15 protein-coding genes and 1 pseudogene are annotated in these 12,394 nt (G+C 69.8%); 5 read left to right on the top strand and 11 right to left on the bottom strand.

What is annotated here, in order from left to right; all coding sequences use genetic code 11:
- The 6 genes from ACZ3YO_RS27765 to ACZ3YO_RS27740 form a co-directional block, all read right to left on the bottom strand.
- The coding region (locus ACZ3YO_RS27765; protein ID WP_465574333.1) for an aminotransferase class V-fold PLP-dependent enzyme at positions 1 to 954 on the bottom strand (954 nt) is incomplete at its 3' end.
- A gap of 23 nt (positions 955 to 977) precedes the next feature.
- Positions 978 to 1,742, bottom strand: a complete 765-nt coding sequence (sufC, locus tag ACZ3YO_RS27760; RefSeq protein ID WP_465547531.1) for a Fe-S cluster assembly ATPase SufC — start codon at positions 1,740 to 1,742, stop codon at positions 978 to 980.
- 6 nt (positions 1,743 to 1,748) lie between these two features.
- Positions 1,749 to 2,066 carry a bifunctional 3-phenylpropionate/cinnamic acid dioxygenase ferredoxin subunit gene (locus ACZ3YO_RS27755; protein ID WP_396320489.1) on the bottom strand — a complete coding sequence of 106 codons (318 nt, stop codon included), beginning with the start codon at positions 2,064 to 2,066 and terminating at the stop codon, positions 1,749 to 1,751.
- A 5-nt stretch (positions 2,067 to 2,071) separates the two neighbouring features.
- Positions 2,072 to 3,316, bottom strand: coding sequence for a Fe-S cluster assembly protein SufD (gene sufD / locus ACZ3YO_RS27750; RefSeq protein ID WP_396320490.1), 1,245 nt, complete (start codon positions 3,314 to 3,316; stop codon positions 2,072 to 2,074).
- Positions 3,317 to 3,372: 56 nt separating this feature from the next.
- Positions 3,373 to 4,788 (bottom strand): Fe-S cluster assembly protein SufB, encoded by a 1,416-nt coding sequence (gene sufB, locus ACZ3YO_RS27745; protein WP_396320491.1) that lies wholly within the window; start codon positions 4,786 to 4,788, stop codon positions 3,373 to 3,375.
- A 9-nt stretch (positions 4,789 to 4,797) separates the two neighbouring features.
- The gene (locus tag ACZ3YO_RS27740) at positions 4,798 to 5,640 is read right to left on the bottom strand and encodes a helix-turn-helix transcriptional regulator (RefSeq protein ID WP_465574307.1); all 843 of its coding nucleotides are present in this window, start codon (positions 5,638 to 5,640) and stop codon (positions 4,798 to 4,800) included.
- 192 nt (positions 5,641 to 5,832) lie between these two features.
- Between ACZ3YO_RS27740 and ACZ3YO_RS27735 the strand changes: the two genes are divergently transcribed.
- Together ACZ3YO_RS27735 and ACZ3YO_RS27730 are read left to right on the top strand one after the other, a co-directional pair.
- Positions 5,833 to 6,759, top strand: coding sequence for an ABC transporter ATP-binding protein (locus ACZ3YO_RS27735; RefSeq protein ID WP_465574304.1), 927 nt, complete (start codon positions 5,833 to 5,835; stop codon positions 6,757 to 6,759).
- Between the two features lie 47 nt (positions 6,760 to 6,806).
- Complete coding sequence (locus ACZ3YO_RS27730; RefSeq protein ID WP_465574330.1) at positions 6,807 to 7,526, top strand: ABC transporter permease; 720 nt, start codon at positions 6,807 to 6,809, stop codon at positions 7,524 to 7,526.
- Positions 7,527 to 7,646: 120 nt separating this feature from the next.
- On the opposite strand, the gene ACZ3YO_RS27725 is transcribed toward ACZ3YO_RS27730, so the two are convergent.
- From ACZ3YO_RS27725 to ACZ3YO_RS27705, 5 genes are all read right to left on the bottom strand, one after another.
- The gene (locus ACZ3YO_RS27725) at positions 7,647 to 8,426 is read right to left on the bottom strand and encodes an SDR family NAD(P)-dependent oxidoreductase (RefSeq protein WP_465574301.1); all 780 of its coding nucleotides are present in this window, start codon (positions 8,424 to 8,426) and stop codon (positions 7,647 to 7,649) included.
- A 477-nt stretch (positions 8,427 to 8,903) separates the two neighbouring features.
- Positions 8,904 to 9,185 (bottom strand): hypothetical protein, encoded by a 282-nt coding sequence (locus tag ACZ3YO_RS27720; RefSeq protein ID WP_465574299.1) that lies wholly within the window; start codon positions 9,183 to 9,185, stop codon positions 8,904 to 8,906.
- Positions 9,182 to 9,424, bottom strand: a complete 243-nt coding sequence (locus ACZ3YO_RS27715; RefSeq protein WP_465574296.1) for a hypothetical protein — start codon at positions 9,422 to 9,424, stop codon at positions 9,182 to 9,184. Before ACZ3YO_RS27715 ends, ACZ3YO_RS27720 begins: the two co-directional genes overlap by 4 nt.
- Positions 9,412 to 9,672 carry a hypothetical protein gene (locus ACZ3YO_RS27710; RefSeq protein WP_465574294.1) on the bottom strand — a complete coding sequence of 87 codons (261 nt, stop codon included), beginning with the start codon at positions 9,670 to 9,672 and terminating at the stop codon, positions 9,412 to 9,414. Before ACZ3YO_RS27710 ends, ACZ3YO_RS27715 begins: the two co-directional genes overlap by 13 nt.
- Positions 9,669 to 10,037, bottom strand: coding sequence for an ATP-binding protein (locus ACZ3YO_RS27705; protein WP_465574291.1), 369 nt, complete (start codon positions 10,035 to 10,037; stop codon positions 9,669 to 9,671). The genes ACZ3YO_RS27710 and ACZ3YO_RS27705 overlap by 4 nt, the downstream gene beginning before the upstream one ends.
- Positions 10,038 to 10,324: 287 nt before the next feature.
- Here ACZ3YO_RS27705 and ACZ3YO_RS27700 point away from each other — a divergent pair.
- The 3 genes and pseudogenes from ACZ3YO_RS27700 (at position 10,325) to ACZ3YO_RS27690 (ending at position 12,189) form a co-directional block, all read left to right on the top strand.
- Positions 10,325 to 11,185 (top strand): annotated as a pseudogene (locus ACZ3YO_RS27700) (helix-turn-helix domain-containing protein).
- A gap of 1 nt (position 11,186) precedes the next feature.
- Positions 11,187 to 11,387 (top strand): DUF397 domain-containing protein, encoded by a 201-nt coding sequence (locus ACZ3YO_RS27695; protein WP_465547521.1) that lies wholly within the window; start codon positions 11,187 to 11,189, stop codon positions 11,385 to 11,387.
- Positions 11,388 to 11,610: 223 nt separating this feature from the next.
- Positions 11,611 to 12,189 carry a maltokinase N-terminal cap-like domain-containing protein gene (locus ACZ3YO_RS27690; RefSeq protein WP_465574288.1) on the top strand — a complete coding sequence of 193 codons (579 nt, stop codon included), beginning with the start codon at positions 11,611 to 11,613 and terminating at the stop codon, positions 12,187 to 12,189.
- Positions 12,190 to 12,394: the final 205 nt, after the last annotated feature.

The following is a 12,394-nucleotide window of genomic DNA, read 5'->3' as shown; positions in this document are numbered from 1 at the left end:
GTACTCGGTGATCGCGTGCTCGTGCGCGGCGATCTTCTCCATGCCGATGGCCGACAGGTAGTCGATGGCCGCGCCCAGCCCGACCGCCTGGGCGATCGGCGGGGTGCCGGCCTCGAACTTGTGCGGCGCCGGGGCGTAGGTGGACGAGCCCATGGTGACGGTCTCGATCATCTCGCCGCCGCCGAGGAACGGCGGGAGGTCCTCCAGCAGCTCCTGACGGCCCCAGAGCACGCCGATGCCGGTCGGGGCGAGCATCTTGTGGCCGGTGAAGGCGACGAAGTCGGCCTCCAGCGCCTGCACGTCCAGGACCATGTGCGGCGCGGCCTGCGAGGCGTCGATCACCACGAGGGCGCCGACGGCCTGGGCCTTGCGCACGATGGTCTCGACCGGGTTGACGGTGCCGAGCAGGTTGGAGACCAGGGTGAACGAGACCACCTTGGTCTTCTCGGTGATCAGCTCGTCGATGTTGGACAGGTCGAGCCGGCCCTCGTCGGTCAGCCCGAACCACTTCAGCTTCGCGCCGGTGCGCTGCGAGAGCAGCTGCCACGGGACGATGTTGGAGTGGTGCTCCATCTCCGTGATGACGATCTCGGACTCGGCGTCCACCCGGTACGGCTCGTCCGCCCAGGTCAGCATGTTGGCGACCAGGTTGAGCGACTCCGAGGCGTTCTTGGTGAAGACCACCTCGTTGCGGCTCGGCGCGTTGACGAACGCCGCGACCTTGTCACGGGCGCCCTCGTACAGCGCCGTGGCCTCCTCGGCGAGCACGTGCACGCCGCGGTGGACGTTGGCGTTGTGCCGCTCGTAGTAGGCGTTGAGCGCCTCGAGCACCTGGCGCGGCTTCTGCGAGGTGGCCGCGTTGTCCAGGTAGACCAGCGGCTTGTCGTCGTGCAGCAGCCGCTGGAGGACCGGGAAGTCCTTGCGGATCGCATCGGTGTCGAGCAGACCCGACAGAACCGCCGACTCGTGCGTATGGGTCACTCGGAAGCGCCGCCCTTCACGTAGGACTCGTAGCCCTCGTTCTCCAGCTTGTCGGCCAGCTCGGCACCGCCGGACTCGACGATGCGGCCGGCCGAGAACACGTGGACGTAGTCGGGCTTGATGTACCGCAGGATGCGGGTGTAGTGGGTCACCAGCAGGGTGCCGACCTCGCCGGTGGAACGGACCCGGTTGATGCCCTCGGAGACCTGGCGGAGCGCGTCGACGTCCAGGCCGGAGTCGGTCTCGTCGAGGATCGCGATCTTCGGCTTGAGCAGCTCCAGCTGGAGGATCTCGTGGCGCTTCTTCTCGCCGCCGGAGAAGCCCTCGTTGACGTTGCGCTCGGCGAAGGCCGGGTCCATCTGGAGGGCCGCCATGGCCTCCTTGACCTCCTTCACCCACAGCCGCAGCTTGGGGGCCTCGCCGCGGACGGCGGTGGCGGCGGTGCGCAGGAAGTTGGAGACCGAGACACCGGGGACCTCGACCGGGTACTGCATGGCGAGGAAGACACCGGCGCGGGCACGCTCGTCGACGGACATCTCCAGGACGTCCTCGCCGTCCAGCAGCACCTGGCCGCCGGTGACGGTGTACTTCGGGTGGCCGGCCAGCGTGTAAGCCAGGGTGGACTTGCCGGAGCCGTTCGGACCCATGATCGCGTGGGTCTCGCCCTGCTTCACGGTCAGGTCGACGCCCTTCAGGATCTCCCGGGGGCCGTTCTCGGCCTCGACGGAGACGTGCAGGTCGCGGATTTCAAGGGTTGCCATGTGTACTCAGGACTCCTGGTTGACGGAGACGAGCACATCGTCCCCTTCGATCTTTACGGGGTAGACAGCGACCGGCTTGGTGGCGGGCAGGCCGGAGGGCTTGCCGGTGCGCAGGTCGAAGCTGGAGCCGTGCAGCCAGCACTCGATCATGCAGTCCTCGACCTCGCCCTCGGAGAGCGAGACGTTCGCGTGCGAGCAGATGTCGTTGATCGCGAACACCCCCTCGTCGGTGCGGACGATGGAGACCGGCACGCCGTTGAGGTCGACGCGCTTGGGCACGTCCTCGGCGAGCTCGCTGAGCGCGCAGGCGCGGAGAAAGCTCATCTGGCTCAGACCGCCGCTTCCAGCTCGGCTTCGATCTTCTCCATCAGCTGGTCCTGGATCTCGGCGACGCCGATCTGCTGGACCAGCTCGGCGAAGAAGCCACGCACCACCAGGCGGCGGGCCTCGTCGGCCGGGATGCCGCGGGCCTGCAGGTAGAAGAGCTGCTCGTCGTCGAAGCGGCCGGTCGCGGAGGCGTGGCCGGCGCCGACGATCTCGCCGGTCTCGATCTCCAGGTTCGGGATCGAGTCGACGCGGGCGCCGTCGGTGAGCACCAGGTTGCGGTTGTGCTCGTAGGTGTCGGTGCCCTCGGCGGCGGCGCGGATCAGCACGTCGCCGACCCAGACGGCGTGCGCGTCCTGGCCCTGCAGCGCGCCCTTGTAGACCACGTTGGAGCGGCAGTGCGGGGTGTCGTGGTCGATGACCAGACGGTGCTCCAGGTGCTGGCCGGCGTCGGCGAAGTAGAGGCCGAACAGCTCGGCCTCGCCGCCCGGCGCGGCGTAGGAGACCCGCGGGTGGATGCGGACCACGTCGCCGCCGAAGGTGACGACCACGGACTTCAGCGAGGCGTCCCGGCCGACCAGGGCGGTCTGCTGGGTGGCGTGCACCGCGTCGCGGTCCCAGTCCTGGACGGAGACGAAGGTGAGCTTGGCACCGTCGCCGACCAGGAGCTCGACGTTGGCGGCGCGGGTGCCGGTACCGGTGTGGTTGATCACCACGACGGCCTCGGCGAACGGCTTGACGTCGACCACCACGTGGGCGAAGCGGGTGCCGCCCTCGCCGTGCACGTCGATCTTGACCGGCTCGGTGAGCACCGTCTCCTTGGGGACGGTGACCACGAGCGCCTGCTCGAAGGCGCTGAACGCCTGCGCGGCGACCCGGTCGACCGGCTTGCCGGCCTTGCCCAGGCGGGCGTCGTCGCGGCCGACGGCCTCGGCGGTGACGCCGTCCGGCAGGCTCAGCTCGACCTTGTCCGTGCCTTCGCCGTCCTTCTCGACCGTGGCAGCGGCGGTGCCGTCGTGCAGGCCGTTCAGGCGGTGGAGCGGGGTGAAGCGCCAGTCCTCCTCACGGCCGGTCGGCACCGGGAAGTCGCCGACCTCGAAGGAGGGCTTGACCGCGACGCGGGCGTCGATCGGCTGCTGGACGGAGGCGCGGCCGGTGCCGGGACCGGCGAGCTGCGCGCCCGCCCCGGCGGTGCCGACCTCGATCGAACCGGCGGTGGTGGAGCCGGTGGGGGTGTTGACGTCAGCCATGGCTGTCGTGGTGCTCTCTTCCTAACGATGCGGACTGGACTGCGTGCGGCTGCTCGTCAGCCGACGGAGCCCTCCATCTGCAGCTCGATCAGCCGGTTCAGCTCCAGCGCGTACTCCATCGGCAGCTCGCGCGCGATCGGCTCGACGAAGCCACGGACGATCATCGCCATCGCCTCGAACTCGGTCATGCCCCGGCTCATCAGGTAGAAGAGCTGGTCCTCGCTGACCTTGGAGACGGTCGCCTCGTGGCCCATGGACACGTCGTCCTCGCGGACGTCCACGTACGGGTACGTGTCCGAGCGGGAGATGGTGTCGACCAGCAGCGCGTCGCAGAGCACGTTGGACTTGGCGCCCTTGGAGCCCTCGCCGATCTCGATCAGACCGCGGTAGGAGGTGCGGCCGCCGCCTCGCGCCACCGACTTGGAGACGATGTTGGAGGAGGTGTTCGGCGCCATGTGGACCATCTTGGCGCCGGCGTCCTGGTGCTGGCCCTCGCCGGCGAAGGCGATCGACAGGGTCTCGCCCTTGGCGTGCTCGCCCATCAGGTAGACGGCCGGGTACTTCATGGTGACCTTGGAACCGATGTTGCCGTCGATCCACTCCATGGTCGCGCCCTCGTACGCCACGGCGCGCTTGGTGACCAGGTTGTAGACGTTGTTCGACCAGTTCTGGATGGTCGTGTAGCGGCAGCGGCCGCCCTTCTTGACGATGATCTCCACGACAGCGGAGTGCAGCGAGTCCGAGGAGTAGATCGGCGCGGTGCAGCCCTCGACGTAGTGGACGTAGGCGTCCTCGTCGACGATGATCAGCGTCCGCTCGAACTGGCCCATGTTCTCGGTGTTGATCCGGAAGTAGGCCTGGAGCGGGATGTCGACCTGGACACCCTTCGGGACGTAGATGAAGGAGCCACCGGACCAGACGGCCGTGTTCAGCGCGGCGAACTTGTTGTCGCCGGCCGGGATGACGGTGCCGAAGTACTCCTTGAAGATCTCCGGGTGCTCCCTCAGAGCGGTGTCGGTGTCTAGGAAGATGACACCCTGCTCCTCGAGGTCCTCGCGGATCTGGTGGTAGACCACCTCGGACTCGTACTGCGCGGCGACACCGGCGACCAGGCGCTGCTTCTCCGCCTCCGGGATGCCCAGCTTGTCGTACGTCGCCTTGATGTCCGCGGGCAGGTCCTCCCAGGACTCGGCCTGCTTCTCGGTCGAGCGGACGAAGTACTTGATGTTGTCGAAGTCGATGCCGGTGAGGTCGGAGCCCCAGGTCGGCATGGGCTTCTTGCCGAACAGCTTGAGGCCCTTGAGCCGCAGGTTCAGCATCCACTCGGACTCGTTCTTCTTCGCCGAGATGTCGCGGACGACGTCCTCGCTGAGCCCGCGCTTGGCGGCGGCGCCGGCGGCGTCCGGGTCCGCCCAGCCGTACTCGTAGGTGCCCAGGCCTTCGAGCTCCGGGTGCGAAACGGTGTCAGTCATGCGAGCTTCCTAACGCGCGGACGCTGAGTCTTCGGTGGACGTACCGGCAGTCGGCACTGCATCGGTACCCGGGCCTGCGGGGCGCAGGGCGGGCGACGATGCGGCACCGGGTGCCGGCACATAGGTGGTGCAGACCCCGTCGCCGTGGGCGATGGTGGCCAGCCGTTGCACATGGGTGCCCAGCAGTTGGGAGAAGACCTCGGTCTCCGCCTCGCAGAGCTGCGGGAACTGCTCGGCGATGTGCGCGACCGGGCAGTGGTGCTGGCAGAGCTGGGCGCCCGCCGGGGCTTTCGCCGCGGCCGACGGAACACGCCGCACGGTGGCAGCGTACCCGTCCGCACTCAGCGCCTGGGCGAGCGCTTCGGTGCGCTCCCCGGCCTCGGCCTGGCGCAGCGTGGCGAGGTAGCGCTCGCCCTGCTTGCCGAACCGGGCCCGGGCGAAGGCGGCGACCGCCTCCTCGCCCGCCTTGCCGCCGCCCACCGAGTCGGAGATCCAGCGCAGCGCGTCGGCCGCGAGCTGGTCGTACGCCTGGTAGAAGGCGTCCCGGCCGGCGTCGGTGAGGGCGAAGACCTTGGCGGGGCGGCCCCGGCCGCGGCTGCCGTACACCCGCTGTTCACGGGCGTCGACCAGGCCGGCGGCGACGAGGCCGTCCAGGTGACGGCGGACGGCCGCGGTGGTCAGACCGAGCCGGTTCGCCAGGTCGGTGGCGGAGGAGGGGCCGTGGTCGAGGATCGAACGTGCGACCCGGTCCCGGGTCGCACGGTGGCCCTCCAGCAGCACCTCGGCCGCCGTCGCGGGCACGGCACAGCCGGGGGCCGACTCGGCCTCCTGCTGCGTGGTGTGCTCGCGCATGTTTTTCACAACACCAGTGTTGCGTAATTACTTCCGACAGGACAAGCCGTGATCCAGGCCTCACTGGTGTCATCTGTCACGCAGGTAAGGCTTACCTGACCTGCGTGGACGATCAATCCGGCCGCCCGTTCCCCGCGGCCGCTGCGGGGTCCCGCGACGGGCCCCGTGTTCACGCCTTCTACACTCGCCGGTATGCATTCCGAACCCGCGGTCCAGATCACCGGGCTGGTCAAGCGCTACGGCGAGAAGACCGCGGTGGACGGTCTCGACCTCACCCTCGCGCGCGGCGCGATCACCGCCGTGCTCGGCCCCAACGGCGCCGGCAAGACCACCACCATCGAGACCTGCGAGGGCTACCGCCGCCCGGACGCCGGCACCGTCCGCGTCCTCGGCCTCGACCCCGTCGCCCAGAGCGCCGAGCTGCGCCCCCGGATCGGCGTGATGCTGCAGTCCGGCGGCGTGTACGCCGGGGCGCGGGCCGTCGAGATGCTCCGGCACACCGCGAAGCTGCACGCCCACCCGCTGGACGTGGACGCCCTGGTCGAGCGGCTCGGCCTCGGCTCCTGCGGCCGCACCACCTACCGCCGGCTCTCCGGCGGGCAGCAGCAGCGGCTCGCCCTGGCCATGGCCGTGGTCGGCCGCCCCGAGCTGGTCTTCCTGGACGAGCCCACCGCCGGCCTCGACCCGCAGGCCCGCCGCGCCACCTGGGACCTCGTCCGCGACCTGCGCCGGGACGGCGTCACCGTCGTCGTCACCACCCACCACATGGACGAGGCCGAACAGCTCGCCGACCGCGTCGCCGTCGTCGACCGCGGCAAGGTCATCGCCGAGGGCACCCCGGAGGAGCTCTGCCGCGGCGGTGCCGAGTCCTCGCTGCGCTTCGACGGCCCGCCCGGGCTCGACCTCGCCCCGCTGCTCAAGGAGCTGCCCGAGGGCGCCACCGCCACCGAGGCCTCCCCCGGCAGCTACCGCATCGAGGCACCCGTCGACCCCCAGCTGCTGGCCACCGTCACCGGCTGGTGCGCGGCCTCCGGCATCCTGCCCGAGCGGCTCGCCGTGCAGCGCCGCAGCCTCGAAGACGTCTTCCTCGACCTGACCGGACGGGACCTCCGCTCGTGACGACCACCGATTACTCCCCGCGGCCGGGCGCCGCACCCGTCGGCCGGATGCTGCTCGCGCAGACCGCCTTCGAGACGAAGATGCTGCTGCGCAACGGCGAACAGCTGCTGCTGACCGTGATCATCCCGACGGTGCTGCTCGTCCTCTTCTCCGCCGTCGACATCGTCGCCGTCGAGGGTCCCGGCAAGCGCGTCGACTTCCTGGCGCCCGGCCTGCTCGCACTGGCCGTGATGTCCACCGCCTTCACCGGACAGGCCATCGCCACCGGCTTCGAGCGCCGCTACGGCGTGCTCAAGCGGCTCGGTGCCAGCCCGCTGCCGCGCTGGGCCCTGCTCACCGCGAAGACGGGGTGCGTGCTGGTCACCGAGGCGTTGCAGGTGGCGCTGCTGAGCGTGATCGCCCTCGCGCTCGGCTGGTCCCCGCAGGGCGACCCGTTCAGCGTTTTTGCCCTCCTCGTCCTCGGCACCGCCGCGTTCTCCGGGCTCGGCCTGCTGATGGCCGGCACGCTCAAGGCGGAGGCCACGCTGGCCGCCGCCAACCTGGTCTTCATCCTGCTGTTGCTGGCCGGCGGCGTGATCGTGCCACTGAGCAAGTTCCCGTCGGCCGTCCAGTCGGTGCTGGAGCTGCTGCCGATCGCCGCCCTCTCGGACGGCCTGCGCTCGGTGCTCCAGACCGGCGCCGGGGTGCCCTGGGCGGACCTCGGAATCCTGGGCGGCTGGGCCGTCCTCGGGCTGGCCGCGGCCGCCCGGTTCTTCCGCTGGGAATGATCCTGGTGGTCGCCCGGAGCGATCACCAGGACACGCCGCCGGGCTACCTGGACGAGTGGATCCGACGTTCCGCCCCGCCCAGGCCGACGTCAACGCCCCGGTACGTGCCCGGGCGGTGGATCACCCGGCCGCGATCGGTCCGAGGTAGGTGCCGCCGGAGACGTCGATGATCTGGCCGGTCACCCAGCGACCCTGCGGACCCGCCAGGAAGCCCACCACGTCCGCGATGTCCTCCGGCTCGCCGAGCCGTCCGAGCGCGGTGAGCGACGCGAGTCCGGCCACCGCCTCGGGAACGGTGGTCCAGCCGGCGGTCATGTCGGTCCGGACCACTCCGGGGTTGACCGTGTTCACGGTGATCCCGCGCCGGCCGAGCTCGTTGGCGAGCGGTGCGCCGAGGGCAGCCAGCGCCGCCTTGGTGACGGTGTAGCCGATCTGGACGGAGGCCGCGATCCGGGTGGCCGCCGAGGCCATGTTGACGATCCGCCCGCCGTCCCGCAGCAGTGGCAGCACCCGCTGGATCACGAAGATCGGCGTGCGCACGTTGACCGCCAGCAACCGTTCGAACTCCTCCTCGGTGAGTTGCCCGATCGAACCGACCGAGTGGATGCCCGCGTTGTTGACCAGGATGTCCAGGCCGTCCGCGCCGCCGTCCGCCAGCCCGGCGGTGAGCCCTTCGAACAACCGGTCCACCGCACCGTTCTCGCCGAACCGGGCCTGCACCGCGAACGCCCGGCCGCCGGCCTTGGCGATCAGTGCCACGGTCTCCGCGGCGGCCGCCTCGTTGCCGCCGTAGTGGACCCCGACCAGCGCCCCCTCGGCGGCGAGCCGCAGGGCGACCGCGCGCCCGATCCCCCGCGAGCCGCCCGTCACCAGTGCGGTCCTGCCGTCCAGTTCCCCCACGATCGCCTCTCCCCTCATGTCGCCCCGGTCGAATCCGGGACCGATCTCCGGTCGTCACAACCCGATGCCGGACACCCTTCCTGTATGCCCGGAGCCGAACTGCTGAAGCCGCCCGACTTCGGAACCACTCGTCCAGGGCTCAGCCAGCCATGGACCGGCCCGGTCGTGGCGCCAGGAAGAGGGTCGGCTCGGTCCGCTCCTCGTCGGTGAACCCCCATGGCGGAAGGGACTCGTTCCCGAAGTGAGTCGTGCACCCCACGACTCCCTCGGTGCCATGCACGCCCACCAACGACCCTGCCGGGCAGGGGAGATCAACTCCCGGAGCCCGGTGGATGCTGTCGCGCCGGGAAGGACACGGCTGGACCCCGAGCGATCACGAGCAGCCTCGTGGGCGTTTCAACCGCGCACACGGCGCGGGAGGACGTCGAGGTGCGGCGAGGCTCCCGCCCGGGTCGGCGAGAGCCTTCGTGGTCGCGCTCAGCTGGGTATGCGGTGGCGCCCTGGTTTGGTGGACGGTTGACGGATCTCGGGGCCGAAGTGGCCGGCCTGGCGGGCGATCCAGGCGTATTCGTGGGTGCCGTCGGGGAGTCGCCGCAGCTCCCAGCGGCCTTGTCGGGTGATCGGCGGCGGGGGCGGGGCCTCGTTCTGGGGTGGCATCTTGAGCGTGGCGATCACGCCGAGGGCCACGGTGACGAGGGCCAGCGCGAGCAGGGTGATCAGCGCGGCGCCGACGAGGAAGCCGGCGGTGCCGGATCTCATCGGTGGACTCGCAGGACGCGGTGGCCGAGGTGGGCGGCGAGGCCGTGGAGGAGTTCTTCCGCCTGGTCGCGGGTGAGGGGGAAGGCGAGCTGTTCGCCGGGGCCGACGTGGATGTCGAGGTCGACGGCGAGGCGGAGCTGGAGGGCGGCGTCGGGGACGTGCTCGACCGCGAGGTAGTGGACGGTGGTGCGCTCGGTGTGGATCGCCTCTGTGGCGACCATCGGGATCAGGACTCCCACGGCTGGTCCCTTTCGGTGTCGCGGAGCAGGTGGAGGAGGTTGAGGGCGGTGCTGATGGGAGCGTTGCCGAAGTCGATCAGGATGCGGCCGTCGACGGTGCCGTTGACGGTGGTGGCGGAGCCCCACCGAATGCCGAACTTCGCTCCTCGGGTGCGGAGTTCACGCAGGAGGGCGGCGACCTGCGCGTCGGTGTAGTCGCGCATCCGGGGGTCGTCGGGGGCGACGGGGGCGCGACGGGCGGCGCTCATGCGGCGCAGTCCAGCTCGAACCAGACGAACTTGCCGTCCTTCCGGGGGCTGGCCCCGAAGCGGTGGGTGAGCGAGCGGACGAGGTGCAGGCCCCGGCCGGACAGCGCGTAGGGGTCGGCGGAGAGGTGCGGCTCGGGCAGCTCCGGGCTGTCGTCCGCGACCGACACCCGCAGCGTGCGGGTGGCGAGGAGGACGACGACCACGGTGGGGGCGGGGCTGCCCCCGTGCTTCCAGGCGTTGACGAACAGCTCACAGAGGGCGAGTTCGGCGTCGTGGATGAGGTCGTCCGGCCAGCCGGCGGCGGACAGCGCGTGGCGCAGCGCCTCGCGGGCGGCGGACCAGTCGGGCGGGCTGAAGGCACACATGAGGGACCTCCGGATGAGGTTGAGCGGAGAGGGACTCGGCGTTCACCGGCGGATACGTCACCGTGAGCCAGGCCAGGACATGGCTGCTCTGCGGTGCGAGGGCAGCAGGCGCCTACTGCCCTGGAAACAGGCGTTACTGACGATCCGTCTGATCGACCTGAGAAGGACGATAGCCCACGTAAACTTAAATTTAGGTAGCCTCCGCGGAAGTTCCCTCTCTCGTGGGACCAATGGCCCCGCTCGCAGGCCACACGGCACACTGGTCTCACGAACGCTGAGAGGACGTCATGCCTGGCCGCCACAACCCGACCTTTCGTCAGCGCCGCCTGGGCGCCGAGCTGCGGCGGATGCGCGAGCAAGCCGGCCTCGGCGGCAGCCAGCTCGCCCGCGTACTCGGTGTGAGTGCCGCTCAGGTGACACAGATGGAGAACGGGAAGACCAGCGTCAGCGTGGATCGGCTCCACACGATCACGGCAGCCTGCGACTGCACCAACCAGCCACTCATCAACGCGCTCGCCGACATCATCACGTCACGCGGAAAGGGCTGGTGGGAGGAGTATCGCGACCTACTGCCCAGCACCTTCCTCGAATCCGCACAGCATGAGGATTTTGCCGCAGGGACGATCAGAGTCTGGACGTCGGCGTTCCTTCCGGGACTTCTCCAGACCAGCGACTACGTGAAAGGGGTATTCGGTCGGAGAATTCCCGGTCTCACTGTCGACGAGCTCGACCTGCACGCCACCTTTCGGACGCGGCGCAGAGACATGTTCCTCGGGAGCCCGCAGAAGAACCTTGAGACCTACCTCCACGAGTCTTGCCTCCTCACACGCTTCGGTGGCACCGAGGTGCTGCGGGCGCAACTCAGCTGCCTGGTCGAAGACTCCCTCCGGGACAATATAAGTATCCGCGTGATCCCTTTCAGTGCACACACGTACCCAGGCGCGATCGAGAACATCATCTACAGCTGCGGCGAAGTCCCCGAGCTTGACACGTTGGAAATGGACTAATCGCAAGGCCCCATCTTCTTCGATGCACCGAGCGAACTCGAAACCTATCGAGCCATCTTCGATCGCATCGAAAAGTCGGCACTCACCGAGGATGAGTCACGCGACCTGATCTACGCGACGATCCGAAACTTGAAGGATTGAGATGTTCCCGAGCAACTGGCAGAAGTCTTCCTTTAGCAGCGCCGGTGACAACTGCGTCGAAGTACGCACTGTGAACGGGCTGGTCGAGGTCCGCGAGTCCGACGACGGCGACATCACCATCCGCACCACCCCCGCCAGGTTCGCCGCCTTCCTCCAGGGCATCAAGGCCGGCGAGTTCGACCACCACACCTCCAACGCGTAGCGAATCGTTCCGGCGGCCCCTTGCTCCTCGCACGGGGCCGCCGCGACGTACGCGTGACCGTAGTTGGCCCCTGGTACGTGGAACGCGGCCCACCAGGGACACCCCGCGCTGCACCGCCGCATCGGCGTTACGGTGAATGAGACGGCAGGTGCGGGAAGCCCGTCCGATAGGTTCGATCACATCCCGTGGGAGGACGGGCCCGGACCTAGGCACGAGGGAACTCATGGCCACCATCCATCACACCACAATGACGCCCACCAAGCTGGAGCTGCTCACCGGCTGGCTGCCGAAGCAGAGCTGGTACGTGGGCGCCGCCGAAGCCCCGGAACCGGCGAGGGCCGGTGGGTTCCGCCTTGACGATCCGGAGGGTGCGGTCGGGATCGAGTTCATGGTCGTGGTGGACACCTCCGCACAGGAGCCGGTGGCGTACCTGGTGCCGATGGCCTACCGCGGTTCGGCGCTGGAGGGCGTCCCCGACGAGGCGTTGATCGGCACGTCCGAGCACGGCGTGCTCGGCACCCGGTGGATCTACGACGGCGCCCACGACCCGGTGGTGATGGCGCAGTTGCGCGCGCTCCTGCGCGGCGATGCGGTGCCGCAGCAGCAGAGCATGAGCGACACCCCCGACCCGACCGTCACCGTGCACGGAACGGGACCAGCCGACGGCATCGACGTTCGGCTCAACCGCGTCCTGCAGCCCACGGAGGCCGCACAGAGCTCGTCCGCAGCCCTTGTCGCGGGATGGTCCTGGCCGGACGGAACGGCCGCGCGGGGCGTATTCGCAACCCTCGCGCCCCGCTGACTCGGAACAGTCGACACCACGCGCCCCCTGGAGCGGGAAGTCGGACCCGCCGACTTCCCGCTCCCCAACCGAGCGCCCATGGCGCCCGCGGCGCTAGGGCCGAACGCGTCCCGGCACGGCGACCGGCGACCGGCGACCGGGCCGAGCAAGGCCCCCTCGCCCACCGCCTCCCGGCGGCCGCTGCGCTGCCGGATCTCCGCCGACC

Source organism: Kitasatospora sp. NPDC022785 (genome assembly GCF_055561295.1).
Note: the sequence above shows the minus strand (reverse complement) of the source record. Positions and strands in the feature narration are given on the sequence as shown.

What these genes read in the sequence shown, in the direction of transcription:
- sufC (WP_465547531.1), bottom strand. Translation starts at nt 1,742, where the DNA reads ATGGCAACCCTTGAAATCCGCGACCTGCACGTCTCCGTCGAGGCCGAG.
- ACZ3YO_RS27755 (WP_396320489.1), bottom strand. Translation starts at nt 2,066, where the DNA reads ATGAGCTTTCTCCGCGCCTGCGCGCTCAGCGAGCTCGCCGAGGACGTG.
- sufD (WP_396320490.1), bottom strand. Translation starts at nt 3,316, where the DNA reads ATGGCTGACGTCAACACCCCCACCGGCTCCACCACCGCCGGTTCGATC.
- sufB (WP_396320491.1), bottom strand. Translation starts at nt 4,788, where the DNA reads ATGACTGACACCGTTTCGCACCCGGAGCTCGAAGGCCTGGGCACCTAC.
- ACZ3YO_RS27740 (WP_465574307.1), bottom strand. Translation starts at nt 5,640, where the DNA reads ATGCGCGAGCACACCACGCAGCAGGAGGCCGAGTCGGCCCCCGGCTGT.
- ACZ3YO_RS27735 (WP_465574304.1), top strand. Translation starts at nt 5,833, where the DNA reads ATGCATTCCGAACCCGCGGTCCAGATCACCGGGCTGGTCAAGCGCTAC.
- ACZ3YO_RS27730 (WP_465574330.1), top strand. Translation starts at nt 6,807, where the DNA reads ATGCTGCTCGCGCAGACCGCCTTCGAGACGAAGATGCTGCTGCGCAAC.
- ACZ3YO_RS27720 (WP_465574299.1), bottom strand. Translation starts at nt 9,185, where the DNA reads ATGAGATCCGGCACCGCCGGCTTCCTCGTCGGCGCCGCGCTGATCACC.
- ACZ3YO_RS27710 (WP_465574294.1), bottom strand. Translation starts at nt 9,672, where the DNA reads ATGAGCGCCGCCCGTCGCGCCCCCGTCGCCCCCGACGACCCCCGGATG.
- ACZ3YO_RS27705 (WP_465574291.1), bottom strand. Translation starts at nt 10,037, where the DNA reads ATGTGTGCCTTCAGCCCGCCCGACTGGTCCGCCGCCCGCGAGGCGCTG.
- ACZ3YO_RS27695 (WP_465547521.1), top strand. Translation starts at nt 11,187, where the DNA reads ATGTTCCCGAGCAACTGGCAGAAGTCTTCCTTTAGCAGCGCCGGTGAC.
- ACZ3YO_RS27690 (WP_465574288.1), top strand. Translation starts at nt 11,611, where the DNA reads ATGGCCACCATCCATCACACCACAATGACGCCCACCAAGCTGGAGCTG.